Origin of the sequence: Streptomyces verrucosisporus (assembly GCF_017114865.1) — a bacterium.
GTDB lineage: Bacteria > Actinomycetota > Actinomycetes > Streptomycetales > Streptomycetaceae > Streptomyces > Streptomyces fenghuangensis.
In genome coordinates, this window is sequence record NZ_JADEYH010000018.1 from 22,396 (window position 1) to 46,283 (window position 23,888).

Genomic DNA, 23,888 nt, shown 5'->3' on the forward strand with positions numbered 1-23,888 from the left:
ACCCCGTCCTGTGGAAAACCGCTGGGTGCGGCCCGCCCGAACGGGCCATACTCGCTCAGGTGTTCCTGACGATGACCACCACCGGCAGCGCCGAGCGGCCCGCCACCGACCTCGGATTCCTGCTGCACAAACACCCCGACCGGGCGCAGGAGTTCTCCACCTCCCACGGCACCGCGCACGTCTTCTACCCCGAGGCGGGGCCCGAGCGCTGCACCGCGGCGCTGCTGCTGGAGGTCGACCCCGTCGCCCTGGTCCGCCGCGGCCGGGGCAAGGGGCGCGGCGGCGCACCCGACTCGGCCCTGGCGCAGTACGTCAACGACCGCCCGTACGTGGCCTCCTCGCTGCTGGCCGTGGCGCTGGGCGCGGTGTTCTCCAGCGCGCTCAAGGGCCAGTGCCGCGCCCGGCCCGAACTGCCCGAGCGGAGAAGGTACCTGCGGATCGAGGTGCCGGCGCTGCCCGCTCGCGGTGGCCCCGAGCTGGTCCGCCGCCTCTTCGAGCCGCTGGGCTGGACGGTGGGCGCCCAGCCGGTACCGCTGGACACCCGCTTCCCCGAGTGGGGCGACTCCCGCTGTGTGTCGCTGGTGCTGGAGGGCGAGACGCGGCTCGCCGACGCGCTGCGCCACCTGTACGTCCTGCTGCCGGTGCTGGACGACGCCAAGCACTACTGGGCCGCCCCCGACGAGGTGGACAAGCTGCTGCGCGCCGGGGAGGGCTGGCTGGAGCGCCACCCCGAGCAGGAGCTCATCGCCGACCGCTACCTCGCCCGCCGCCGGCGCCTGACCCGCGAGGCCCTGGAGCGCCTGGAGCTCGCCCGTCTGGCCGAGGCCGACGGCAGCGAGCCCGAGGAGCTGGACAACGCCGTGGACGAGGGCGCCGACACCGACGAGCGCCCCGCCCCGCTGGCCGTCCGGCGCCGTGAGGCGATCCTGGCCGCCCTGCGCGAGAGCGGCGCCGCCCGCGTCCTGGACCTGGGCTGCGGACAGGGCCAGTTGGTGCAGGCGCTGCTGAAGGACACCCGCTTCACCGAGATCGCGGGCGTGGACGTGTCGATGCGCGCCCTGCACGAGGCGCGGCGCAGACTGCGCCTTGAGCGGATGCCGGAGCGGCAGGCCGCCCGCGTCACCCTCACCCAGGGCTCGCTGACGTACACCGACCCCCGGCTGTCCGGCTACGACGCGGCCGTGCTCAGCGAGGTGATCGAGCACATCGACCCGCCGCGCCTGCCCGCGGCCGAGTACGCCGTCTTCGGCGCGGCCCGGCCGGGGACGGCCGTGGTCACCACGCCCAACGCCGAGTACAACGTGCGCTGGGAGACCCTGCCCGCGGGCCGGGTGCGTCACCACGACCACCGCTTCGAGTGGACCCGCGAGGAGTTCCGCACCTGGGCCGAGGGTGTGGCCGAGCGGCACGGCTACACCGTGGAGTTCCGGCCCGTCGGCGAGGACGATCCCGATGTCGGCCCGCCCACCCAGCTCGCCCTGTTCCGCCTGGCCGCCGAGGCACCGGCCACCGGGGCACCGAAGGCCGGCGCCCCGGCCACCGCGAAGGAGGCAGCCGCATGACGGACCGCACCCCGGCACCCGCCCCCGCGTCCACCCCGACCGGTACGGCGGGCCCCGCCCCGGCCCGTACGACGGCCCTCGCCGTACCCGACCTGTCCCTGGTGGTGCTGGTCGGCACCACGGGCGCGGGCAAGTCCACCTTCGCCCGCACCCACTTCGCGCCCACCCAGGTCGTCTCCTCCGACTTCTGCCGGGGCCTGGTCGCCGACGACGAGAACGACCAGAGCGCCAGCTCCGACGCCTTCGACGTACTGCACTACATCACCGGCAAGCGGCTGGCCGCCGGGCGCCTGACCGTGGTGGACGCCACCAACGTGCAGACCGAGGCCCGCCGGCGGCTGGTGAGGCTGGCCCGCGAGCACGACGTGCTGCCCGTGGCGATCGTCCTGGACGTCCCGGAGCGCGTCTGCGCCGAGCGCAACGCCGCCCGCCCCGACCGCGCGGACATGCCCGCCCACGTCATCCCGCGCCAGCGGCGCGAACTGCGCCGCTCCCTGCGCTCCCTGGAACGCGAGGGCTTCCGCAAGGTGCACATCCTGCGCGGGGTGGAGGAGGTGGCCGCCGCCCGGATCGAGCTGGAGCGGCGCTACAACGACCTGCGGCACCTGACCGGCCCGTTCGACATCGTCGGCGACGTCCACGGCTGCCGTGCCGAGCTGGAGGCCCTGCTGGGCCGGCTCGGCTACGCGGTCGAGCGCGACGCGGCCGGCCGCGCGGTGGACGCGAGCCACCCCGAGGGGCGCACCGCCGTCTTCGTCGGCGACCTCGTCGACCGCGGCCCCGACAGCCCCGGGGTGCTGCGCCTGGTCATGGGCATGGTCGCAGCCGGGCACGCGCTGTGCGTCCCAGGCAACCACGAGAACAAGCTCGGCCGGCACCTGAGGGGCCGCAACGTCCGGCACACCCACGGGCTCGCCGAGACGATCGAGCAGCTGGGGAAGGAGACCGCCGCCGACCCGGAGTTCCCCGCGCGGGTGGGGGAGTTCATCGGCTCGCTCGTCAGCCACTACGTCCTCGACGGCGGCGCGCTGGTCGTCTGCCACGCCGGACTGCCCGAGAAGTACCACGGCCGCACCTCCGGCCGGGTCCGCAGCCACGCCCTGTACGGCGACACCACCGGCGAGACCGACGAGTTCGGCCTGCCCGTGCGCTACCCGTGGGCCGAGGACTACCGGGGCCGGGCCGCCGTCGTCTACGGCCACACCCCCACCCCGCGCGCGACCTGGCTGAACAACACCATCTGCCTGGACACCGGCTGCGTCTTCGGCGGCTCCCTGACCGCCCTGCGCTGGCCCGAGCGCGAACTGGTGGACGTCCCCGCCGAGCGGGTCTGGTACGAGCCGGCGAGACCGCTGACGGCGGACGCGCCCGGCGGGCACGAGGGCCGCCCGCTCGCCCTGGCCGACGTGCACGGCCGCCGTGTGGTGGAGACCCGCCACGCCGGCCGCGTCGCGGTGCGCGAGGAGAACGCCGCCGCCGCGCTGGAGGTGATGAGCCGCTTCGCGATCGACCCGCGCCTGCTGCCCTACCTCCCGCCGACGATGGCGCCCTGCGCCACCTCGAGGCTGGAGGGCTACCTGGAGCACCCGGCCGAGGCGTTCGCCGAGTACCGGTCGGCGGGCGTGGCGGAGGTGGTGTGCGAGGAGAAGCACATGGGTTCGCGCGCCGTCGCCCTGGTCTGCCGCGACGCGGGCACCGCGGCCGAGCGGTTCGGCGTGACCGGCGGGGAGACGGGCGCGCTCCACACCCGCACCGGACGCCCGTTCTTCGACGACCGGGCCGTCACCGAGGAGGTCCTCGCCCGGGTGCGCGCCGCCGCCGACGGCGCCGGGCTGTGGGAGGAGCTGGACACCGACTGGCTGCTGCTGGACGCCGAGCTGCTGCCCTGGTCGCTGAAGTCGGCCGGGCTGCTGCGGCGGCAGTACGCGGCGGTCGGCGCCGCCGCCGGAGCCGTCTTCCCCGGTGCGCTGGCCGCCCTGGAGGCGGCGGCCTCCCGGGGCTCGAAGGTGGACGGGCTGCTGGCACGGCAGCGGGAGCGCGCGGCTGACGCGGCGGCGTTCGCCGAGGCGTACGGCCGCTACTGCCGGCCGGTGGACGGGCTCGACGGCGTGGAACTCGCCCCTTTCCAGATCCTCGCCGTCCGCGGCCGCAGCCTGGCCGCCGTACCGCACGTCGACCAGCTCGCCTGGCTGGACCGCCTGGCCGGCGCCGACGGCACCGGGCTGCTGCGCCGCACCGGGCGCCTGGTGGTGGACACCGGCGACGAGGCGTCCGTCGCGGCGGGCACCGACTGGTGGCTGGAGCTGACGGAGGCCGGGGGCGAGGGCATGGTCGTCAAGCCGCTGGACGCCCTGGTGCGCGGCCCGGACGGGCGGCTGGTCCAGCCGGGCGTCAAGTGCCGGGGACGGGAGTACCTGCGGATCGTCTACGGCCCGGAGTACGCCCGCGAGGAGAACCTGCGGCGGTTGCGGGAACGCCACCTGGGCCACAAGCGCTCCCTGGCCCTGCGCGAGTACGCCCTCGGCCTGGAGGCGCTGGACCGGCTGGCTGACGGCGAGCCGCTGTGGCGGGTGCACGAGGCGGTCTTCGCCGTCCTCGCCCTGGAGTCCGAGCCGGTCGACCCCAGGCTGTGACCGCGGCTCCGGCCGCCGGGCCGGGGGCCGGACGGTGCGCCGGGGTGTAGCCGCCCGGCTCGGGGTGAGGATGGTGGCATGGGATTCCACGTCGACTCCGAGACCGGGCGGCTGCGCCGCGTCATCCTGCACCGTCCCGACCTGGAACTGAAACGGCTCACCCCGACCAACCGGGACGACCTGCTCTTCGACGACGTGCTGTGGGTGCGGCGGGCCCGCCAGGAACACGACGGCTTCGCCGACGTCCTGCGCGACCGGGGCGTGGAGGTCCACCTGTTCGGCGACCTGCTGGCGGAGTCGCTGGAGGTCCCCGCGGCCCGCGCGTTCGTCCTGGACCGAACCTTCCACGAGAAGGAGTACGGGCCGCTGGCCGCCGACCACCTGCGGGCCGTCTTCGACGAGATGTCCGGAGCGGAGCTGGCCGAGGCGCTGGTGGGCGGGATGACCAAGCGCGAGTACCTGGAGCGGCACCCCGAACCGGTCTCGGTACGCTTCCACGTGATGGACCTGGACGACTTCCTGGTCGCCCCGCTGCCCAACCACCTGTTCACCCGCGACACCTCCGCCTGGATCTACGACGGGGTGTCCATCAACGCCATGCGCTGGCCGGCCCGGCAGCGCGAGACGATCCACTTCGAGGCGATCTACCACCACCACCCGCTGTTCGCCGCAGCCTCCGGCGCACCCGGCTCCCCGGAGCCCGGCGCCCCGGAGAGCAAGGGTTTCCACGTCTGGTCCGAGGGTCAGGGCGCCTACCCCTCCACCATCGAGGGCGGGGACGTGCTGGTCATCGGAGGCGGCGCGGTGCTCATCGGGATGAGCGAGCGCACCACTCCGCAGGCGGTGGAGATGCTCGCCCAGGGCCTGTTCGCGGCGGGCTCGGCCCGCACCATCGTGGCCCTGGACATGCCCAAGAAGCGCGCCCTGATGCACCTGGACACGGTGATGACGATGGTCGACGGCGACACCTTCACCCAGTACGCGGGCCTGGGCATGCTCCGCTCCTACACCATCGAGCCCGGCGCTGCCGAGTCGGAGCTGAAGGTCACCGACCACCCGCCCGAGCACATGCACCGCGCCATCGCCGCGGCCCTCGGCCTGGACGGCATCCGGGTGCTCACCGCGACCCAGGACGTGCACGCGGCCGAGCGCGAGCAGTGGGACGACGGCTGCAACGTGCTGGCCGTCGAACCGGGGGTGGTCATCGCCTACGAGCGCAACGTCACCACCAACACGCATCTGCGCAAGCGCGGGATCGAGGTCATCACGATCCCCGGCAGCGAGCTGGGCCGGGGCCGGGGCGGGCCGCGCTGCATGAGCTGCCCGGTCGAGCGCGACGCGGTGTAGGCGCGGGCGCGGGCGCTGGGGAGGCCGGGGGAGAGCACGGGCGCGGCGGGGGAAGGGCGCGGGAGCGGAGACGCCCGTACGGGTACGGTCCGGGCACGAGGACACCCCTCTCTGCATAGAGATGCGAATGCTCGTATAGACTTCCAGCTTTCCCGCCGTATCCGACGCGACAGTCCCCAGGAGACCTCCATGGCGATCGATCTCACTGGCCGCCACTTCCTCAAGGAGCTGGACTTCACCCCCGAGGAGTTCCGCCACCTGATCGAGCTGGCCGCCGAGCTGAAGGCGGCCCGGGGGGCGGGCACCGAGGAGCAGCGGCTGCGCGGACGCGGCATCGCGCTGATCTTCGAGAAGACCTCCACCCGCACCCGCTGCGCCTTCGAGACCGCCGCCGCCCAGCAGGGCGCCCACACCACCTACCTCGACCCGTCCGGCTCCCAGATCGGCCACAAGGAGTCGGTACGCGACACCGCCCGGGTGCTGGGGCGGATGTACGACGCGATCGAGTACCGGGGCAGCAGCCAGGACGCGGTGGAGGAACTGGCGGCCCACGCCGGCGTCCCCGTCTACAACGGGCTCACCGACGACTGGCACCCCACCCAGATGCTCGCCGACGCGCTCACCATGACCGAGCACTGCGACAAGCCGCTGACGCGGACCGCCTACGCCTACCTCGGCGACGCCCGCAACAACATGGGCAACTCCTATCTGGTCACCGGCGCCCTGCTCGGCATGGACGTGCGCATCGCGGCACCGCGGAGCCTGTGGCCCGAGGAGCCGGTGATCGCCGCCGCCCGCTCCCTGGCGAAGACCACCGGCGCGCGCGTCACCCTCACCGAGAAGGTCGAGGAGGGTGTGCTGGGGGCTGACTTCGTCGCCACCGACGTGTGGGTGTCGATGGGCGAGCCCAAGGAGGTCTGGGAGGAGCGCATCGAGCTGCTGCGGCCGTACGCCGTCACCATGGACGTCCTGCGCGCCACCGGCAACCCGCGCGTCCGCTTCCTGCACTGCCTGCCGGCCTTCCACGACCTGGGCACGGCAGTGGGCCGGGAGATCCACCAGCGGTACGGCCTGGAGTCGCTGGAGGTGACGGACGAGGTGTTCGAGTCGGAGCACTCGGTGGTCTTCGACGAGGCGGAGAACCGCATGCACACCATCAAGGCGGTCATGGTCGCCACCCTCGCGGGGGCGTAGGGGCTGCCACCCCCGCGGGGGCGTAGGACGCTGCCGCTTTCGCTGGGCGCGGGGGCCCCGTCCTCGCGAGGGCATGGTGCTCACCGCGGGCGCACGGGCATTGTCAGAGGGTGCGCCTAGGGTTCGAGGCGACACCCGCCGTCCTGCCCGGAAGGCCCCCATGCCCGCCCAGCGAACCCCGCGCCCCCGGCGCACACCCCCCGCCCCGCCGACTCCACGGGAGCTGGCCGACCTGCCCTACGCGCAGTACCTCCGGCCGTTCGACGGCGGCGGGCGGCTGGAGCGGGAGCGCACCTACGACACCGTCCACTTCGACGGGGACGGCTTCCACGGCGCGGACGCCGGCGGCGCCGGCTTCATGGAGTCCGCCTTCACCTCGGTCGGGTTCGAGGGCGGTCGCTACCGGCGGGCGCGCTTCAACGACGTGTGGCTGCACACCGTGCGGTGGGTGGGCGCCGACCTGGCCGAGACCGACTGGACGGACACCGAGGCCGTCTCCGGCGCCCTGGCCGGGGTGGAGGCGTTCGAGGCGCGGATGCGCCGCGTGACGTTCTTCAACTGCAAGCTCGACTCGGTCAACCTCCGCGCCGCGCGCCTGCGCGACGTGTACTTCGTGGACTGTCTGCTGCGCGATGTGGACTTCGGCGAGGCGGCCCTGGAGGGCGTGGCGTTCCCCGGCTCGGTCCTGGACGGGGTGCGGCTGGAGAAGGCGAGGCTCACGCGGGTCGATCTGCGCGACGCGGCCGGGCTGGGGATCGCGGCGGGCCACGACTCGCTCAGGGGCGCGATCGTCGGCCCGGCGCAACTGCTGGACCTCGCCCCCGCCCTCGCACGGGCGCTGGGCATCGAGGTCCGCGACGACTGAGGACGACCGAGGAGGCGCACCGTGCCCGCACATCCGTTACGACCCCGCCGACCGGGGAGACCCGGAACCTCCGGGAGATCCGGGAGATCCGGGAGACCCGGGAGACCTGGGACATCCGGAAGATCCGGGAGATCCGGCGGGGGAGATCCCCGGGAAGCGATGAGTCCGGCGCCCCCGGACGGTCCGAAGGCCGAGAGAGAAAACGGAACCGACGAGCGACGAGGACGACGGAGCATGGGCGAGAGCGCATCCGGCCTGGCGATCGAGACATCCGGGCTGGTCAAGGTGTTCGGGGAGACCCGCGCGGTGGACGGCGTGGACCTCGCCGTCCCGGCGGGCACGGTCTACGGGGTCCTCGGCCCCAACGGGGCGGGCAAGACCACCACGGTCAAGATGCTCGCCACCCTGCTGCGCCCCGACGGCGGCCGGGCCCGGGTCTTCGGGCACGACGTGCTGCACGAGGCCGACGCCGTGCGTGCCCGGGTGAGCCTGACCGGGCAGTACGCCTCGGTGGACGAGGACCTGACCGGCGCGGAGAACCTGGTCCTGCTGGGCAGGCTGCTGGGCCACCGCAAGCCCGCCGCCCGGCGGCGGGCCGAGCAGCTGCTGGAGGCCTTCGGGCTCGCCGAGGCGGCGGGCAAACAGGTCAAGAACTACTCGGGCGGCATGCGGCGCCGCATCGACATCGCCGCGTCCATCCTCAACACCCCCGACCTGCTCTTCCTGGACGAGCCGACCACCGGCCTGGACCCGCGCAGCCGCAACCAGGTGTGGGACATCGTGCGGGCGGTGGTGGCCCGGGGCACCACGGTGCTGCTGACCACCCAGTACCTCGACGAGGCCGACCAGCTCGCCTCCCGCATCGCCGTCATCGACCACGGCAAGGTCATCGCCGAGGGCACCAAGGGCGAGCTGAAGGCATCGGTGGGCGCCGGCGCGGTGCATCTGCGGCTGCGGGACGCCGAGCGGCGGCCCGAGGCCGAGCGGCTGCTCGCCCGCGTCCTGGAGGCGCGGATCCAGCTCGACCCCGACCCGGTGGCCCTGACCGCCCGCGTCGGCCTGCACGGCGACGGCGCGGGAGCGGCGGAGCAGGCCTCCCGGGCGCTGGCGGAACTGGCCCGCTCCGGCATCATCGTCGACACCTTCTCGCTGGGCCAGCCCAGTCTGGACGAGGTATTCCTCGCCCTCACCGACCGCCCCGCCGCCCGTACCGGCGCGTCCGCGAACGAGGAAGAGGAGATCCCGGCATGAGCACCGCCACGACCCGCGGACAGCGCACCGGAGAGGTCGGCGAGCCGGCCCCCGCGGCGGCCGACGCCCTGGCAGGCCTGCTGGTCTCCGGGGAGCGCCCGCCCCGCCCAAGCGCCTGGGCCGCCTCCGCCGCCTTCGGATGGCGGGCGGTGCTGAAGATCAAGCACGTGCCCGAGCAGCTCTTCGACGTCACCGTCTTCCCGGTGATGATGGTGCTGATGTTCACCTACCTCTTCGGGGGCGCGCTGGCCGGATCGACCGACCAGTACGTGCAGTTCCTGCTGCCGGGCATCCTGGTGATGAACATCGTGATGATCACCATGTACACCGGTGTGGCGGTCAACATAGACATCGCCAAGGGCGTCTTCGACCGGTTCCGCACCCTGCCGGTCTGGCGCCCCTCGGCGATGGTCGGCTATCTGCTCGGCGACATGCTGCGCTACACCATCGCCTGCGCGGTGATGCTGGCCCTCGGCCTGGTGCTGGGCTTCCGCCCGGCCGGCGGCGTGCCCGGAGTGGCGGCCGGGGTGGCGCTGCTGATCGTCTTCGCGTTCGCCTTCTCGTGGATCTGGACGATGTTCGGCCTGATGCTGCGCACCGAGAAGTCGGTGATGGGCGTCAGCATGATGGTGATCTTTCCGCTGACGTTCCTCAGCAACGTCTTCGTCGACCCGTCCACCATGCCCGGCTGGCTCCAGGCCTTCGTCAACAACAGCCCCGTGACCCATCTGGCCTCGGCGGTGCGCGCACTGATGGCGGGCGACTGGCCCGCCACCGAGATCGCCTGGTCGCTGGGGTGGGGCGCGGTGCTGGTGGCCGTCTTCGGAACGGCCACCATGCGCCTGTACAACCGCAAGTGAGTTCCGCGCCGCCCCCGGACGGAGGGGAGAGGCCTCAGCCCCCCTCCGCCCAGGGGGCGGTCAGGGCGCAGGTCTCGTCGTAGGTGGGCAGCGGCGGGGGCGGGGCGGCCGGGTCGGCGAGGGAGGCGGCCAGCTCCACGGCCCGCTGGAGGGCGGCGCGGAACAGCAGCGACCCCAGGCTGATCCGGGCCGCGCCGAGCTCGGCCAGCCGCTCGCGGGCGGGGCCGCCGGGGGAGTACAGGACGTTCAGCGGCACGTCGAGCTCGCCCGCCAGCGCCCGGATGCCGTCCTCGTCGGTGAGGCCGGGCACGAAGACGCCGTCCGCCCCGGCCTCCCGGTAGGCGCGGGCCCGGCGGGACGCGGCGGCCGTGGTGGGGTCGGCGGCCAGCCAGTGGGTGTCGGTGCGGGCGTTGACGAACAGCGCCGGGGCGGCCTCCTTGACGGCCGTGATCTTCTCCGCGTGGTGCGCCGGGTCGGCCAGGCGCCCGCCGGGCAGACCGTCCTCCAGGTTCACCCCGGCCACCCCCGCCCTGGCCAGCTCCCGTGCCAGGCGGGCGACCTGCGCGGGGTCCTCGCAGAACCCGCCCTCGACGTCCACGCTGACGGGCACCGGCAGCCGTGCCAGCCGCCGCCCCAGCGCCAGGGTCCGCTCCCGCGTGGCCCCCGCGGCGTCGGGCAGTCCGGCCGCGGCGGCAACGCCCAGGCTGCTGGTCCCGACGGCGGGGAAGCCGTGCGCGGCCAGGGCGGCGGCCGAGGCGTGGTCCCAGGCACAGGGCAGCAGCAGCGGCCGCCCGCGGCGGTGCAGCGCGCGGAAGGCGGCGGACGCGGCGGAGTCGACGGATGCGGCGGACGTGTTCACCATGGACGGCTCCCCTCTCCCACGACGCCCTCTCCGGCGCCGGTCCCTGCGGGGCTCAGCCCAGGGCGGAGGTGTCCAGCTCCACCGCGAACGGCTCGGGCAGCCGTACGGGCGTGCCGAACGGATGCGGCCCCTCCACCCGGGTGTAGCCGAGTTCGCCCGGCTCGGCGAAGAGCGTGCAGGCCCGCTCCTGCCGGTCGACCAGCAGGTACAGCGGCGCTCCGTACTCGGCGTAGCGGCGGCGCTTGGCGGTGCGGTCGGTATCGGCGTTCGACTCGGAGGTGACCTCGACCACCAGCAGTGTCTGGTCCGGAAGCAGGGCGCCCGCCCCCTTGGCCAGGTCCCGGGGGACGACGGCCAGATCCGGCACGTACCAGTTGCTGCTTCCGGGCAGATCCAGGTTGCCCGATCCCGCGACACAGCCGAGCCGCCGTACGGCCGGGCCGATCTGCTCGCGGACGACGTCCGCCGCGGCCTCGTGGTCCCAACTCGGTGACACCGGCTCGATGACCCCCTCCACGATCTGCACCCGGTCCCCCCGGATGTGCTGGATCGCGTACTTCAGCGCTGTTTCCGGGTCGGCGGCTGCATACGAGTGCGACTGGGCGCTCATCGGTCCTCCACGGACGGTGTGGGTGCAGCATGACGACATTCCCGGGTCTACCGCAATCCGGGACGGCCCGCCGCTTCCCAGCGCTCGTGTCGCCCGTACGGGGGAACGCCCCGGCGGCGGTCCTCGTGCCGTGACCTCCGCCGTCTCCGCCGTGCCGGAAGTGCCCGCCGGCTCGCCGTCCAGGTCGGCGCCGGTCAGGCCCAGCAGTTCGCGCAGGGCGTGCCGCCCGGCAGCGGTCACGCGCAGCGCCCGCCGGGTGCCGATCCGCTCGCACCAGCCAGCCTCCAGGGCGTGCCGGCACAGCGCGGCCCCGGCGGCGCCGGCCAGGTGGTGGCGGCGCTCGGTCCAGTCCAGGCAGGAGCGGGCCCGCGGGCGGCGGCCGTACGGGCGGGCCTCCAGGTCGATGCCGAGCCCACCGAACCACCGCAGCCCGGCCCCGGTCACCGCGAACCCGGCCTCCTGCCGCAGCAGCCCCCGCTCCAGCAGGGCGTCGGTGACCGCGACCCCCAGGCGCCCGGCCAGATGGTCGTAGCAGGTGCGGGCCCGGGCCATCGCCGTGTTCGCGGAGGCCTCCCGCAGGGAGCGCGCGGCGGGCGGGGGCCCCGCGTGCGCGGCCAGCTCCTCGACCAGGCGCGCGGACGAGGGGTCTGCCAGCCGCACGTAGCGGTGCCGCCCCTGGCGCTCCTGGGCCAGCAGGCCCCCGGCCACCAGTTTGTCCAGGTGCTCGCCGGCCGTGGACGGTGCGACGTGGGCCAGCCGGGCCAGCTCGCCCGCCGTCCACGCCCGGCCGTCCAGCAGCGCCAGGCAGAACAGGGCCCGGGTGTCGTCGGCGAGCAGCCCGGCGAGCCGGGCGAGACCGGAGCCGGCGTGCCCGGGGCGCCGTGCGGAGGGGGACGGGCGTGCGAGGCCGGGGGAGTCCATGGCGCCCATCATGCGGGCCGGTCGTTTCGGCGGGCACCGAAACGACCGGCAGTACCGCGGCAGTACCCCGGCGTTGCCCGGGCCCCCTCAGACGGTCGACTCCCTGACCGCCACGTTGTAACCGGAGGGCGTGGGCGAGGTGACCTCGATCTGGGAGCGGAAGGAGTCGCCGGTGAAGACCACGGTCAGCTCCCTGGGCCCGCCGCGCTGGGTGGCCGCGGTGAAGCCGCCGGCCGGCAGCGCCGAGACCAGGCAGGCGCCGCTGCTGCCGAACCGGATGGACGCCCGTCCTCCCGTGGTCTGGAAGGTGCGCACCTCGGCACCGGCCGTACGGCAGCCCTCCTCGCCGCCCTCGGTGTTCGCGGAGGGGGACGGGGTGGGGCGGGCGGCGGGACGGGTGGTGGGGGAGAGAGTCGGCTTCGGCGCGGGGGCGGGGGAGGAGGCGCGCCGGGTGGGCGAGGGGGTGGGCCTGGGCGTGGGGGACCTGCTCGGCTCGGCGCTCGCCGTCGCGGAGGAGACGACCGTACCCGGGGTGTCGCGGGCGACGGGCGGGGTGGGCCGGGTCGTCCCGACCACGAACTGGACGGTGAGGCTCACCGTCGTCACGCTGAGGGACGTGCACGACAGCCACAGCAGTACGTAGCGCAGGTAGCGGGGCACCGCCCCATACTGCCCGACCGCCCGCCGCGGCCCGTGCGGGGGCCCGCGAGCCCCCCTTGGCGGGACGCTGGTTGCGGAGGCGCCGGCGGCACCCGTTACCGTCCCTGGCCATGGCATCGGTACTTCTGGTCGAGGACGACCCCGTGATACGGGCCAGGCTCATCGACGTCCTGTCCCGGCACGACCACGTGGTGCGCAGCTCCCCCTACGGCTTCGAGGCCCTGCGGGAGGTGACGCGGCAGCCGCCGGACGCGGTGGTGCTCGACCTGGGGCTGCCCGACCTCGACGGCGTCGACGTCCTGCGCATGCTGCGCAGCATCTCGCAGGTGCCGGTGCTGGTGGCCACCGCGCGCGACGACGAGGACGGGATCATCCGGCTGCTCAACGCCGGAGCCGACGACTACCTGGTCAAGCCCTTCTCCGGCGGGCAGTTGGCGGCCCGGCTCGGAGCGGTGCTGCGCCGCTCCGCCGCCGCGGCCGAGCGCCCGGGCGCCTTGGAGGCGGAGCCCCGGGACGGCGCGATACGCGTGGGCGGCCTGGTCATCGACCGGCAGGCGCGGTCGGTCTTCCTGGACGGCAGTGAACTGCGCCTGACCAGGCGCGAGTTCGACCTACTGGCCTATCTCGCCGAGCGCGCGGACCGGGTGGTGCCGCGCCGCCGCGTCCTGGCGGACGTGTGGCGCCAGTCCTACGTCGAGGAGCAGACCCTGGACGTGCACGTGTCCTCCCTGCGCCGCAAGCTCGGCGAGCGGGCGAGCCGGCCGCGCTATCTGCACACCGTGCGGGGCGTGGGCATCAAGCTGGTGACGCCGCGATGAGACGGACGCTGGCCGGCGTCGCGCTGGCCGTCACCTCCATGGTCGCGCTGTCCTTCCTGATCCCGCTGGCCCTGCTGGTCAAGTCCGAGGTGAGGTCCCGGGCGATCACGGTGGCCGAGCAGCGGGCGGCGGCGCTGGCCCCGGTACTGGCCCTGACCACCCGCCCGGACGAGGTCCAGCAGGCGGTGGCCGAGGTCGACGACACCGGCCGGCTGGGCGTCCACCTGCCCGGCGGACGGCTGGTGGGCGCCTCGTACGCGCCCGCCGACGCGTGGCGGCGGGCGGCCCGGCAGCAGCGGACCTTCTCCCAGGACACCGAGGGGGGCTGGGTCCATCTGCAGCCGGTGGTGCTGGCCAGGGACCGGGTGGCGGTGGTCGAGTCCTTCGTGCCGCGCGCCGAGTTCGAGCGCGGCGTGGGCACTTCCTGGATGGTGATGTCGGCGCTGGCGCTGGCCCTGGTGGCGGGGTCGGTGCTGGTCGCCGACCGGCTGGCCGCACGGGTGGTGCGCGCCTCGCGGGACCTCTCGCGCGCCGCCAACGCCCTGGGCGAGGGGGACCTGGACAGGAGGCTGGAGCCGAAGGGGCCTCCCGAACTTCAGGAGGCCGGCGCCGCGTTCAACACCATGGCCGACCGCGTCGTCGAGCTGCTGGCGATGGAACGCGAGCTGGTGGCCGACCTCTCCCACCGCCTCAGGACACCGCTGACGGCGCTGCACCTGGAGTCCGAGCGCATCGCCTCCGGCCTGCACCGGGAGGACGCCGACCGGCTGGAGACGGCCGTCACCCATCTGGAGGAGGAACTCGACTCCATCATCAAGGCGGCCCGCACGCCCCTGTCGGCGGCCTCGTTCGCCCCGGTCTCACCGGAGTCGAAGGCCTCGTGCGAGGCGGCGCGCGTGGTGTCGGCGCGGACCGACTTCTGGTCGGTCCTGGCCGCCCAGCAGGACCGGGACTGCGCGGTGACGGTGACGGACGAGCCCACTCCCGTGACGCTGCCGGAGGAGGATCTGGCCGCGGCCGTCGACGCCCTGGTCGGCAACGTCTTCCGGCACACCCCGGAGGGCACGGCCCTGGCGGTGGGGGTGCACCGCACGGCGCACGCGGTGGTGGTGACCGTGGACGACGCCGGCCCCGGCATCCCCGATCCCGAGCAGGCGCTCGCCCGGGGCGCGAGCGTCGGCGGCTCCACCGGCCTGGGCCTGGACATAGCCCACCGCGCCGCCGACACCGGACGGGGCCGGCTGGAGGTCGGCCGCGCGCCGCTGGGCGGGGCGCGGGTGCGGATGGAACTGGAACTGGCCCCCGAGCGCGCCCCGGACGGCGAGCGCGCCTCCCACGGGCGGCGGCGCCGGCCCTGGCTCCGCATTCCCCGGCTCCCCCGTATCCCGCCTCCCCGCCCCGGACGGCCGCGGGGAGCGGAGGCGGGCAAGCAGGGGGCCGGGAAGCGGGGGGCCGGGGAGCAGGGGACGGAGGGCCCGCCTTAGCTGTTCCTTAGCTGTCCCTGAGGGCACTTTGAAACCCGCTCACCTCGCTGATCTGCGGCGATAGCGTCCCCTCGGACATCGCCCCAGGGCGATCCCCCCACGAGCGAACGGAGCGGATCTGTGAAGGTGAAGCAGCAGCGAGGACGCCGGGCGCGCAGACGGCCGATGGTGCTGAAGGCGGCCGTCGGCGCCGCCGCCGCGTCCGTGGCGGCCACCACGTTCGTCGTGCTGCAGCCCGAGGCGGACGCCATCCCCGCGCCCTCGCTCCTCAGCGCGGCCCAGGCGAGCACCCTGGCCCACCGGCTGGAGGCGAGGCTGGGCGAGGAGGCGGCCGGGTCCTACTACGACTCCGCCGGGAAGAAGCTGGTCGTCAACGTCGTCGACGGCGGCGACCTGACGGCGGTCCGCAAGGCGGGAGCCGTGGCGAAGGAGGTGGAGAGCACCACCGAGGAGCTCGCCAGGGCCAAGTCGTCGCTGGACCGCAGCACCCGCACCCCCGGCACCTCCTGGGCCGTGGACCCCCGCACCAACAAGGTGCTGGTCACGGTGGACTCGACCGTGACCGGGAAGAAGTGGCGCGAGCTGCGCGAGAAGGTCGCCGAGCTGGGCGGCAAGGCCCGAATGGAGCGGATCGAGGGCGTCTTCGAGCCCTTCGTCGCCGGCGGGGACGCCATCACCTCCGGCGGCTCCCGCTGCTCGGCCGGCTTCAACGCCCGCAAGGGGGACGAGTACTTCATCGTCACCGCGGGCCACTGCACGAAGAAGGGCGCCACCTGGAGCAGCGGGGACTCCTCGCGGCAGCGGGTGGGCAAGGCCGTGGAGAGCAGCTTCCCCGGCGACGACTACGCGCTGATCCGCTACGACGACCCCGACGTCCCGCGCCCCGCCGCCGTGAACCTCTACAACGGCAGGAGCCAGGAGATCACCGGCGCGGGCGATGCGTTCGTCGGCCAGCGCGTCCAGCGCAGCGGCAGCACCACGGGCCTGCACGGTGGCACCGTCACCGGACTGAACGCCACGGTCAACTACCCGCAGGGCCGGGTCCACGGCCTGATCCGCACCAACGTGTGCGCCCAGCCCGGCGACAGCGGCGGAGCCCTCTTCGCGGGCAGCATCGCCGTCGGCCTCACCTCGGGCGGCAACGGCGACTGCAGCAGGGGCGGCACCACCTTCTTCCAGCCCGTCACCGAGGTCCTGGACAAGTTCGGCCTGACCGTCGGCCTCGGCTCGAAGCCCCCGGCGGACGGCGAGCCCGGCACCCCGCGGCCCACCGCGCCGGAGCGGACCACCGCGCCCGAGCCGACCACCTCCCGTCCGGCCGAGCCGGAGCCGGAGACGGACGGCGCGGCCGCGCGGCGGGTGCTCCAGCTGGTCAACGCCGAGCGGGCCGAGGCCGGTTGCCGGCCGCTGACGGTGGACGAGAGGCTGGCCCGCGCCGCCCAGGCCTACGCCGGGACCATGGCCGAGCGCGGCGTGCTCTCCCACGTCGGCCCCGACGGCTCCACCATGGCCTCGCGGGTCGAGGCCGCCGGATACTCCTGGTCCGCGCTGGCGGAGAACATCGCAAGGGGCCAGAGGACCCCGGAGCAGGTGATGAACGGCTGGATGAACAGTTCCGGCCACCGCAGGAACATCCTCAACTGCTCCTACCAGGACATAGGCATCGGGGTGAGCGAGAAGGCAGGCGGCCCCTGGTGGGTCCAGAACTTCGGCAAGCGCCGCTGACCGGCTGACCCCCGCGCCCGCCGCCCCGAGCCCGCCCCGCCCCTCCCCGGCTCGGCGGGGAGGGGCGGGGCGGGGCTCACGGCCCGGGCCCGGGATGATCACATCACCGTCACGATCGAACGCCGGTCCGGAACTTCCCGTCTCCGCCGCGACGCGGACTCCTAGAGTTGGCCCGTCACAGGGACCTGTGGCGGGCCTGCTGCCGGACACGCCCTCCGGGCGACGGCGCCGGAGCCGTCAACGGAGCAGAAAGAGCACACGATGCGATCCACCGCCGTACGCCGTACCGCCCTCGCCGCCTCCGCGGCCTGCCTGGCCCTGCTGGCCACCGCCTGCGGTGGCTCGGACGCCGGCGGGGGCGACGAGGAGAAGGCCAAGGGCGGCAAGTCCGAGAAGTCCTCCCCCGCCGGGCCGGCCGCGGGGGCGGAGACCTCCGCCGAGCTGGAGAAGCTCGTCCTCGCCGACGGCGATGTGGAGGGCCACAAGGTCGAGGAGCTGGGCGCCGGGGACAGCGTCTCCGCCAAGGACGTCTCCTCCGACAAGGACGAGTGCGCGCCCCTGGCCCACGCCCAGCTCGGCGTGCCGCTGGGCGACCCGGCGGCGACCGCCCAGCGCATCGTCACCCAGGAGCCCGAGAAGCCGGCCGACGGCGGCACGGGCGGCTCCGGGGAGCTGACCGAGGAGGACCTGGAGAACTTCGAGGACGCGATCATGGGCGCCCTCGACGCCACGACGACGATGCTCACCCTCACCTCCTACGAGGACGGGGGAGCACAGAAGGCCCTCGCCGACCTGCGCACCGCCGCCGAGTCCTGCTCCGGCGGGTTCACCGGGGGCATCAAGGGCGACGGGCAGAAGGTGACCGGCATCGAGGAGGAGAAGGTCACCGGTGGCGAGGAGGCCGCCGCCTGGACTGTGACCACCGAGCAGGAGGGCGAGAAGGTTCCGCTCAAGCTGGCCGTGGTCCGCCAGGGCGCCACGCTGGCCGTCTTCTCCTCCTTCAACATCGCCGCCGCCGGCAGCGGCGAGGACTTCGACCTCCCGACCGCCGTCATCGAGGCCCAGACGGACAAGCTCGGCTGACGCCTCCCGCACCCGCCCGCGCATCGGCCCTCCGGCGCTTTCGCGCCGGAGGGCCGATGCGGTTCCGGGAGCGTCCCGCCGGTCAGTGGCTGTCGGCGAGCTGCCCGGCGAGCTTGCCGTGGATGGCGGCGCTGGCCTTGTTGAGACCGACGATGGTGACCTTCTTGCCGCGGGCGGCGTACTTGGTCTCGATCGCGTCCAGGGCGGCGACCGAGGAGGCGTCCCAGATGTGGGCGTCGGACAGGTCGATGACGACGTCGTCGGGGTCGCCGGCGTAGTCGAACTGGTAGACCAGGTCGTTGGAGGAGGCGAAGAACAGCTCGCCGGTGACCGCGTAGACGGCCTGCTTGCCGTCGGGGTCGACGACGCCGGAGACCTCGGCGAGGTGGGCGACGCGGCGGGCGAAGATCACCATGGCGGTGATGACGCCGACGACGACGCCGATGGCGAGGTTGTGGGTGGCCACGACCACGGCGACGGTGACGGCCATCACGGCGGTCTCGCCGACGGGCAGCCGCCTGAGCGTCCTCGGCTGGACGGAGTGCCAGTCGAAGGTGGCGAAGGAGACCAGGATCATCACCGCGACCAGGGCGGCCATCGGGATGGTGGAGACGACGGGTCCGAAGGTGACCACCAGGATCAGCAGGAAGACGCCGGCGAGGAAGGTCGACAGCCGGGTGCGGGCGCCGGAGGTCTTCACGTTGATCATGGTCTGGCCGATCATCGCGCAGCCGCCCATGCCGCCGAAGAGGCCGGTGACGACGTTGGCGATCCCCTGGCCGATGGACTCGCGGGTCTTGTTGGAGTGGGTGTCGGTGATGTCGTCGACCAGCTTGGCCGTCATCAGCGACTCCATCAGCCCCACCAGGGCGAGGGCGAACGCGTAAGGAGCGATGGTGATCAGCGCGTCGGTGGTGAAGGGGATGTCGGGCAGACCCGGGACGGGCAGGGCGGAGGGCAGCTCGCCCTTGTCGCCGACGGTGGGCACCGCGATGCCGGCCGCGATGGTGATGACGGTCAGGACGACGATGGACACCAGCGGTGCGGGCACCACCGTGGTGACCTTCGGGAAGAGCACCATCAGGGCCAGCCCGCCGACCACCAGCGGGTAGACCGCCCAGGGCACGTCGGTGATCTCCGGCACCTGCGCCATGAAGATCAGAATGGCGAGCGCGTTGACGAAGCCGACCATCACGCTGCGGGGGACGAACCGCATCAGCTTGGCCACCCCGAGCGCGCCGAGCGCGATCTGCATCAGACCGCCCAGGATGACCGCGGCGACCAGGTAGCCCAGGCCGTGCTCGCGGTTGAGCGGGGCGATGACCAGGGCGATGGCACCGGTGGCGGCCGAGATCATCGCCTTGCGGCCGCCCACGATCGAGATCACCACGGCCATGGTGAAGGAGGCGAACAGGCCGACGGCCGGGTCCACCCCGGCGATGATCGAGAAAGAGATCGCCTCGGGGATCAGGGCCAGGGCGACGACCAGGCCGGCCAGCACCTCGGTGCGGAGGACCTTGGGTGAGGCGAGCCAGTCGGGGCGGGAGATGCGCAGCCGCGAGGCTGCGGAGGTATCAGCGGACATGCATCCGTTTCCGTATCGGGCGCGCAGGCGTCGGACATGCGCGCGCAGCGTGCGCGACTCCGGGTGGGAGCGGGAGGGACCGGTCGGCCGCGGCCGTCGTCGGCGACGGGGGCGCAACCGGGGATCGGCGGACGTGGGGGGCCGCCGGTCGGGCATCATTGCCCGACGGGATTCGGGAGGGCGGTGTTCCGCCCGGAAACAAACTCTACCCTGACGTGAGGGATGACTGCGACCGCTGCCCTGTAAATCGCAGGTAAACACCGCGCGGGATCTTGTGATTCATATCACGCGGTAGGGTTGGGATTTAAGAATCCGAAAAATGTTCGGGCATCAGAGGGGAATCGGCAGTGACGGACGAGCAGCGGATGCAGATCGGTGAGGTGGCCGACCGGACGGGACTGTCGCTGCGCACCATCCGGCACTACGAGGAGGTCGGCCTCGTCGTCCCCTCCGCCCGCACCAAGGGGGGCTTCAGGCTCTACACCGCCGCCGACGTCGACCGCCTGATGGTCATCCGCCGGATGAAGCCGCTGGACTTCTCCCTGGAGGAGATGCGCGACCTGCTGTCGATCACCGACCGGCTCTCGGCCGCCGAACCGCCGGAGGAGGCCGAACGAGAGCGGCTGCGGGAGCGCCTGGACACCTACCGCAAGGTCGCCGACGCCCGCTGCGAGACCCTGCGCGCCCAGCTCATGGCCGCCGAGGACTTCGCCGCCACCCTGCGCCGCAGACTCGGCCCGCGGGGCTGAGCCCCGCCCGCGGCCACTCGCGTCCGCCCGCGTCCGCCGCCTCGTCTCCGCCCCCGCTCGGCCCGCCTTCGCCGTGCGGCGCGAAGCGGCTGGTGGCAGGGGCGATGGGACAGCCCGGCCGCCCTCGGATAGCGTCAGGGTATGAGCCATCCACACCCTGAGCTGAAGCCCGCCCCCAAGCTGCCCGAGGGAGGGCTGAGGGTCGTCGCCCTGGGCGGCCTGGGGGAGATCGGCCGCAACATGACCGTCTTCGAGTACGGCGGCAAGCTGCTGATCGTCGACTGCGGCGTGCTCTTCCCCGAGGAGCACCAGCCCGGCGTGGACGTGATCCTGCCGGACTTCACCTCCATCCGCGACCGCCTGGACGACGTGGTGGCCCTGGTGCTCACCCACGGCCACGAGGACCACATCGGCGGCGTGCCCTACCTGCTGCGCGAGCGGGCGGACATCCCCGTCGTCGGCTCCAAACTGACGCTGGCCTTCCTGGAGGCCAAGCTCAAGGAGCACGGCATCAAGCCGCGCACGGCGCGGGTGCGCGAGGGCGACCGGCGGGGCTTCGGCCCCTTCGACTGCGAGTTCGTCGCGGTCAACCACTCCATCCCCGACAGCCTGGCCGTCGCCATCCGCACCGGCGCGGGCCTGGTGCTGCACACCGGCGACTTCAAGATGGACCAGTTCCCGCTGGACGGCCGCATCACCGACCTGCGCGCCTTCGCCCGGCTCGGCGAGGAGGGCGTCGACCTCTTCCTCACCGACTCCACCAACGCCGAGGTCCCCGGCTTCACCACCGCCGAGGCCGATCTGAACCCCGCGATCGAGCAGGTGATGCGCACCGCGCCCCGGCGGGTCATCGTCTCCAGCTTCGCCAGCCATGTGCACCGCATCCAGCAGGTGCTGGACGCCGCCCACGCCTACGGCCGCAAGGTCGCCTTCGTGGGACGGTCGATGGTCCGCAACATGGGCATCGCCCGTGAGCTGGGCTATCTGAAGGTCCCCTCCGGCCTGGTGGTCGGGATGAAGGAACTGGAGAAGCTGCCCGACCACAAGGTCACGCTGGTGTGCACCGGCTCCCAGGGCGAGCCGATGGCCGCGCTGTCGCGCATGGCCAACCGCGACCACATGATCCGCATCGGCAAGGGCGACACCGTCCTGATGGCCTCCTCCCTCATCCCCGGCAACGAGACCGCCATCTACCGGGTGATCAACGGGCTGACCCGCTGGGGCGCCAACGTCGTCCACAAGGGCAACGCCAAGGTCCACGTCTCCGGCCACGCCAGCGCCGGCGAGCTCGTGTACTGCTACAACATCGTCAGGCCCCGCAACGTCATGCCGGTGCACGGCGAGTTCAAGCACCTCAGGGCCAACGCGGACCTCGCCATCCGCACCGGCGTCGACCCCGACCGGGTCGTCGTCGCCGAGGACGGCGTCGTCGTCGACCTCGTCGACGGGCGCGCCTCCATCGCGGGCAAGGTGCCCGCGGGCAACGTCTACGTCGACGGCATGGAGGTCGGCGGCGCCACCGAGGCGTCCCTGAAGGACCGGCTCACCCTCGCCTCCGAGGGCGTGGTGACGGTCGTCGCCATCGTCGACGCCGACACCGGGGCGCTGGCCGAGCCCCCGGACTTCCTGGCCCGCGGCTTCGTCCACGACGAGGAGACGTTCGCCTCGGCCATTCCGGTGATCGAGAAGACCCTGGCCTCGGCGGCCGAGGAGGGGGTGGGGGACGCGCAGCAGCTCGAGCAGCTCATCGCCCGCTCCGTGGCCTCCTGGGCCTTCCGCACCTACCGCCGCAAGCCCCTGGTCATCCCCGTCGTCATCGACGCCTGACCGCACCGGAGGGCGACCGCATGAGCATGCGCTTCGAGGAGATCGACTGGCGCCCCACGCCGATGGGCGACATCAGCCTGCGCCGCCGCCGGGACCCGGTGACGGGCCGGGAGGTGTACGAGGTCAAGCTCGGCGACGAGTTCCTCATGTCCAGCCTCTTCACGGCCGGCGAGACGGAGCTGGCGCGCCTCGGTCTGGCAGCGCTCCCGGAGGACGGGACCGGGGTCGGCGCCGGGCTGGACGTGGCCGTGGGCGGGCTCGGCCTCGGCCACACCGCGCGGGCCGTGCTGGAGGACCGGCGGGTGCGCTCGCTGGTCGTCGTCGACGCCCTCCCCGACGTCATCCGCTGGCACGAGGAGAGGCTGGTGCCGCTGGGTGAGACGCTGGTGTCGGACGGGCGCTGCCGGCTCGTCCGGGGGGACTTCTTCGAGCGGGCCGCGGGCACCGAGGGGCTGGACCCGGAGCGGCCCGGTGGCCGCTTCCACGCGATCCTGCTGGACGTCGACCACTCGCCGCGCCATGTGCTGCACCCCGGCCACGCCCCGTTCTACGAGGAGGCCGGGCTGCGGGCCCTGTCGGAGCACCTCCACCCCGGCGGCGTCTTCGCCCTGTGGTCGGACGACCCGCCGGACGAGGACTTCACCGCCGTACTGGCGAAGGTCTTCGCCGGCGCCGAGTCCCATGTCGTCCGCTTCGGCAACCCCTACCGGCCGGGGGAGGAGTCGGCCAACACCGTCTACGTGGCCGGGAAGGGCGCGGGGGCGTAGCGGCGGGCGGAGGCCGGGAGGTCGTTCCGCCCTTGGAGATCAACCCTTACGTCAGGGTGGTTCCGCGTGCGGCGGGGACGCCGGGCACCCGGGGACGGCGGGCCGATGGGCCGCCGCCCGGGGCCGGCGAGGAGACGCACGACGCACGAGGACCGCACACGAGGAACGGATGGAACGGTTGCGCGGGTACAGGGGCGAGGCGGACGCGCGGTGCGGGGCACCGCGCCGGGAGCCGGCGCGGTGAGCGCGGTGGGTGCGGAGGACCGGCGGGCGGCCGGCGAGGCGGCCCGGCGGCGGACGTTCGCGGTGATCAGCCACCCGGACGCGGGCAAGTCGACGCTGACCGAGGCGCTGGCCCTGCACGCGCGGGCGATCACCTCGGCCGGTGCGGTGCACGGCAAGGCCGGCCGGCGCGGAGTGGCCTCGGACTGGATGGAGATGGAGAAGGCCCGCGGCATCTCGGTGACCTCGGCGGTGCTGCAGTTCGCCCACCGCGACGCGGTGCTGAACCTGCTGGACACCCCCGGCCACGCGGACTTCTCCGAGGACACCTACCGGGTGCTGGCCGCCGTGGACTGCGCGGTGATGCTCATCGACGCCGCCAAGGGCCTGGAGGAGCAGACCCGCAAGCTGTTCGACGTCTGCCGCCACCGCGGCATCCCCGTCATGTTCTTGTACATGTTGGGCATCCACGCGAGCATGATCAGCCCCATGGTGCCGCCCATGGTGAGTGCCATGAACAGGCGGCTCTCGCTCCACTGCACGTGACTCCACTTCCGCGTGCCGACGAACATGGTCCAGTACATGACGACCATGGCGGTCAGGATCATGGCTGCGAAGCGCAGGTACATCCTGGTCTGGTGCGACAACCCGCCGCCGTGCCGGTGCTCGTTTCCCTCGGCGTCCTTCGCCATGGATGGGTCTCCGTTCCGTCGTCATCGGTGGAAGGGGTCACACGCGCCCACCCCGCCGTCCTGCGCTTCCCGCCTCATCCGGTGACGCGGGATCAGAACGTGGTGGACGGGGCCCCATACAACGCCGAGGACCGCGTGGCACGGGCGACGACGCGCTGGGGGCGAACCCGG

At 73.5% G+C, this 23,888-nt stretch carries 19 protein-coding genes and 1 pseudogene; 15 read left to right on the forward strand and 5 right to left on the reverse strand.

Annotation, left to right across the window (positions count from 1 at the left end):
• Positions 1-59 precede the first annotated feature (59 nt).
• The 7 genes from IQ279_RS19085 (at position 60) to IQ279_RS19115 (ending at position 9,712) form a co-directional block, all read left to right on the forward strand.
• Complete coding sequence (locus tag IQ279_RS19085; protein ID WP_206349916.1) at positions 60-1,562, forward strand: 3' terminal RNA ribose 2'-O-methyltransferase Hen1; 1,503 nt, start codon at positions 60-62, stop codon at positions 1,560-1,562.
• Positions 1,559-4,195 (forward strand): polynucleotide kinase-phosphatase, encoded by a 2,637-nt coding sequence (locus IQ279_RS19090; protein ID WP_206349917.1) that lies wholly within the window; start codon positions 1,559-1,561, stop codon positions 4,193-4,195. Before IQ279_RS19085 ends, IQ279_RS19090 begins: the two co-directional genes overlap by 4 nt.
• Before the next feature lie 78 nt (positions 4,196-4,273).
• The gene (locus IQ279_RS19095; protein WP_206349918.1) at positions 4,274-5,542 is read left to right on the forward strand and encodes an arginine deiminase; all 1,269 of its coding nucleotides are present in this window, start codon (positions 4,274-4,276) and stop codon (positions 5,540-5,542) included.
• A gap of 189 nt (positions 5,543-5,731) precedes the next feature.
• Complete coding sequence (argF, locus tag IQ279_RS19100) at positions 5,732-6,736, forward strand: ornithine carbamoyltransferase (protein ID WP_206349919.1); 1,005 nt, start codon at positions 5,732-5,734, stop codon at positions 6,734-6,736.
• A gap of 160 nt (positions 6,737-6,896) precedes the next feature.
• Positions 6,897-7,601: a pentapeptide repeat-containing protein gene (locus IQ279_RS19105; protein WP_206349920.1), complete on the forward strand. Its 705-nt coding sequence runs from the start codon at positions 6,897-6,899 to the stop codon at positions 7,599-7,601.
• A 234-nt stretch (positions 7,602-7,835) separates the two neighbouring features.
• Entirely contained in the window at positions 7,836-8,852 is a 1,017-nt protein-coding gene (locus tag IQ279_RS19110) for an ATP-binding cassette domain-containing protein (protein ID WP_206349921.1), read from the forward strand.
• On the forward strand, positions 8,849-9,712 hold the full coding sequence (locus tag IQ279_RS19115; protein ID WP_206349922.1) for an ABC transporter permease: 864 nt from the start codon (positions 8,849-8,851) through the stop codon (positions 9,710-9,712). Before IQ279_RS19110 ends, IQ279_RS19115 begins: the two co-directional genes overlap by 4 nt.
• 34 nt (positions 9,713-9,746) lie before the next feature.
• Here IQ279_RS19115 and IQ279_RS19120 read toward each other — a convergent pair whose 3' ends face one another.
• The 4 genes and pseudogenes from IQ279_RS19120 to IQ279_RS19135 all read right to left on the reverse strand — a co-directional run bounded on the left by IQ279_RS19120 (position 9,747) and on the right by IQ279_RS19135 (position 12,765).
• Positions 9,747-10,574: an isocitrate lyase/PEP mutase family protein gene (locus IQ279_RS19120; protein WP_206349923.1), complete on the reverse strand. Its 828-nt coding sequence runs from the start codon at positions 10,572-10,574 to the stop codon at positions 9,747-9,749.
• 52 nt (positions 10,575-10,626) lie between these two features.
• Positions 10,627-11,184, reverse strand: coding sequence for a Uma2 family endonuclease (locus IQ279_RS19125; protein WP_206350023.1), 558 nt, complete (start codon positions 11,182-11,184; stop codon positions 10,627-10,629).
• A 180-nt stretch (positions 11,185-11,364) separates the two neighbouring features.
• A pseudogene (locus IQ279_RS19130) lies at positions 11,365-12,105 on the reverse strand (ArsR/SmtB family transcription factor); the annotation flags it as partial.
• 87 nt (positions 12,106-12,192) lie between these two features.
• Positions 12,193-12,765 carry a hypothetical protein gene (locus IQ279_RS19135; protein WP_206349924.1) on the reverse strand — a complete coding sequence of 191 codons (573 nt, stop codon included), beginning with the start codon at positions 12,763-12,765 and terminating at the stop codon, positions 12,193-12,195.
• Between the two features lie 110 nt (positions 12,766-12,875).
• On the opposite strand from IQ279_RS19135, the gene IQ279_RS19140 reads away from it, so the two are divergent.
• The 4 genes from IQ279_RS19140 (at position 12,876) to IQ279_RS19155 (ending at position 17,875) form a co-directional block, all read left to right on the forward strand.
• On the forward strand, positions 12,876-13,583 hold the full coding sequence (locus IQ279_RS19140) for a response regulator transcription factor (RefSeq protein ID WP_206349926.1): 708 nt from the start codon (positions 12,876-12,878) through the stop codon (positions 13,581-13,583).
• The gene (locus IQ279_RS19145) at positions 13,580-15,067 is read left to right on the forward strand and encodes a sensor histidine kinase (RefSeq protein ID WP_206349928.1); all 1,488 of its coding nucleotides are present in this window, start codon (positions 13,580-13,582) and stop codon (positions 15,065-15,067) included. The genes IQ279_RS19140 and IQ279_RS19145 overlap by 4 nt, the downstream gene beginning before the upstream one ends.
• 126 nt (positions 15,068-15,193) lie before the next feature.
• Complete coding sequence (locus tag IQ279_RS19150; RefSeq protein ID WP_206349929.1) at positions 15,194-16,792, forward strand: CAP domain-containing protein; 1,599 nt, start codon at positions 15,194-15,196, stop codon at positions 16,790-16,792.
• Between the two features lie 261 nt (positions 16,793-17,053).
• A complete protein-coding gene (locus tag IQ279_RS19155) occupies positions 17,054-17,875 on the forward strand; it encodes a hypothetical protein (protein WP_206349930.1) in 822 nt (273 codons plus the stop codon).
• 82 nt (positions 17,876-17,957) lie between these two features.
• Here IQ279_RS19155 and IQ279_RS19160 read toward each other — a convergent pair whose 3' ends face one another.
• Positions 17,958-19,460 carry a SulP family inorganic anion transporter gene (locus tag IQ279_RS19160; protein ID WP_206349931.1) on the reverse strand — a complete coding sequence of 501 codons (1,503 nt, stop codon included), beginning with the start codon at positions 19,458-19,460 and terminating at the stop codon, positions 17,958-17,960.
• 365 nt (positions 19,461-19,825) lie between these two features.
• Between IQ279_RS19160 and IQ279_RS19165 the strand changes: the two genes are divergently transcribed.
• The 4 genes from IQ279_RS19165 (at position 19,826) to IQ279_RS19180 (ending at position 23,571) form a co-directional block, all read left to right on the forward strand.
• Positions 19,826-20,209, forward strand: a complete 384-nt coding sequence (locus IQ279_RS19165; RefSeq protein WP_206350024.1) for a MerR family transcriptional regulator — start codon at positions 19,826-19,828, stop codon at positions 20,207-20,209.
• Positions 20,210-20,350: 141 nt separating this feature from the next.
• Positions 20,351-22,036, forward strand: coding sequence for a ribonuclease J (locus IQ279_RS19170; protein WP_206349932.1), 1,686 nt, complete (start codon positions 20,351-20,353; stop codon positions 22,034-22,036).
• Between the two features lie 20 nt (positions 22,037-22,056).
• A complete protein-coding gene (locus IQ279_RS19175; RefSeq protein ID WP_206349933.1) occupies positions 22,057-22,803 on the forward strand; it encodes a polyamine aminopropyltransferase in 747 nt (248 codons plus the stop codon).
• A 240-nt stretch (positions 22,804-23,043) separates the two neighbouring features.
• Positions 23,044-23,571 carry a GTP-binding protein gene (locus IQ279_RS19180; protein WP_443742668.1) on the forward strand — a complete coding sequence of 176 codons (528 nt, stop codon included), beginning with the start codon at positions 23,044-23,046 and terminating at the stop codon, positions 23,569-23,571.
• The last annotated feature ends 317 nt before the right edge of the window (positions 23,572-23,888 follow it).

Excerpts from the sequence above, each read along its gene's own strand:
- IQ279_RS19090 (WP_206349917.1), top strand. The coding sequence starts at position 1,559 with ATGACGGACCGCACCCCGGCACCCGCCCCCGCGTCCACCCCGACCGGT.
- IQ279_RS19095 (WP_206349918.1), top strand. The coding sequence starts at position 4,274 with ATGGGATTCCACGTCGACTCCGAGACCGGGCGGCTGCGCCGCGTCATC.
- argF (WP_206349919.1), top strand. The coding sequence starts at position 5,732 with ATGGCGATCGATCTCACTGGCCGCCACTTCCTCAAGGAGCTGGACTTC.
- IQ279_RS19105 (WP_206349920.1), top strand. The coding sequence starts at position 6,897 with ATGCCCGCCCAGCGAACCCCGCGCCCCCGGCGCACACCCCCCGCCCCG.
- IQ279_RS19110 (WP_206349921.1), top strand. The coding sequence starts at position 7,836 with ATGGGCGAGAGCGCATCCGGCCTGGCGATCGAGACATCCGGGCTGGTC.
- IQ279_RS19115 (WP_206349922.1), top strand. The coding sequence starts at position 8,849 with ATGAGCACCGCCACGACCCGCGGACAGCGCACCGGAGAGGTCGGCGAG.
- IQ279_RS19120 (WP_206349923.1), bottom strand. The coding sequence starts at position 10,574 with ATGGTGAACACGTCCGCCGCATCCGTCGACTCCGCCGCGTCCGCCGCC.
- IQ279_RS19125 (WP_206350023.1), bottom strand. The coding sequence starts at position 11,184 with ATGAGCGCCCAGTCGCACTCGTATGCAGCCGCCGACCCGGAAACAGCG.
- IQ279_RS19140 (WP_206349926.1), top strand. The coding sequence starts at position 12,876 with ATGGCATCGGTACTTCTGGTCGAGGACGACCCCGTGATACGGGCCAGG.
- IQ279_RS19145 (WP_206349928.1), top strand. The coding sequence starts at position 13,580 with ATGAGACGGACGCTGGCCGGCGTCGCGCTGGCCGTCACCTCCATGGTC.
- IQ279_RS19155 (WP_206349930.1), top strand. The coding sequence starts at position 17,054 with ATGCGATCCACCGCCGTACGCCGTACCGCCCTCGCCGCCTCCGCGGCC.
- IQ279_RS19160 (WP_206349931.1), bottom strand. The coding sequence starts at position 19,460 with ATGTCCGCTGATACCTCCGCAGCCTCGCGGCTGCGCATCTCCCGCCCC.
- IQ279_RS19165 (WP_206350024.1), top strand. The coding sequence starts at position 19,826 with ATGCAGATCGGTGAGGTGGCCGACCGGACGGGACTGTCGCTGCGCACC.
- IQ279_RS19170 (WP_206349932.1), top strand. The coding sequence starts at position 20,351 with ATGAGCCATCCACACCCTGAGCTGAAGCCCGCCCCCAAGCTGCCCGAG.
- IQ279_RS19175 (WP_206349933.1), top strand. The coding sequence starts at position 22,057 with ATGAGCATGCGCTTCGAGGAGATCGACTGGCGCCCCACGCCGATGGGC.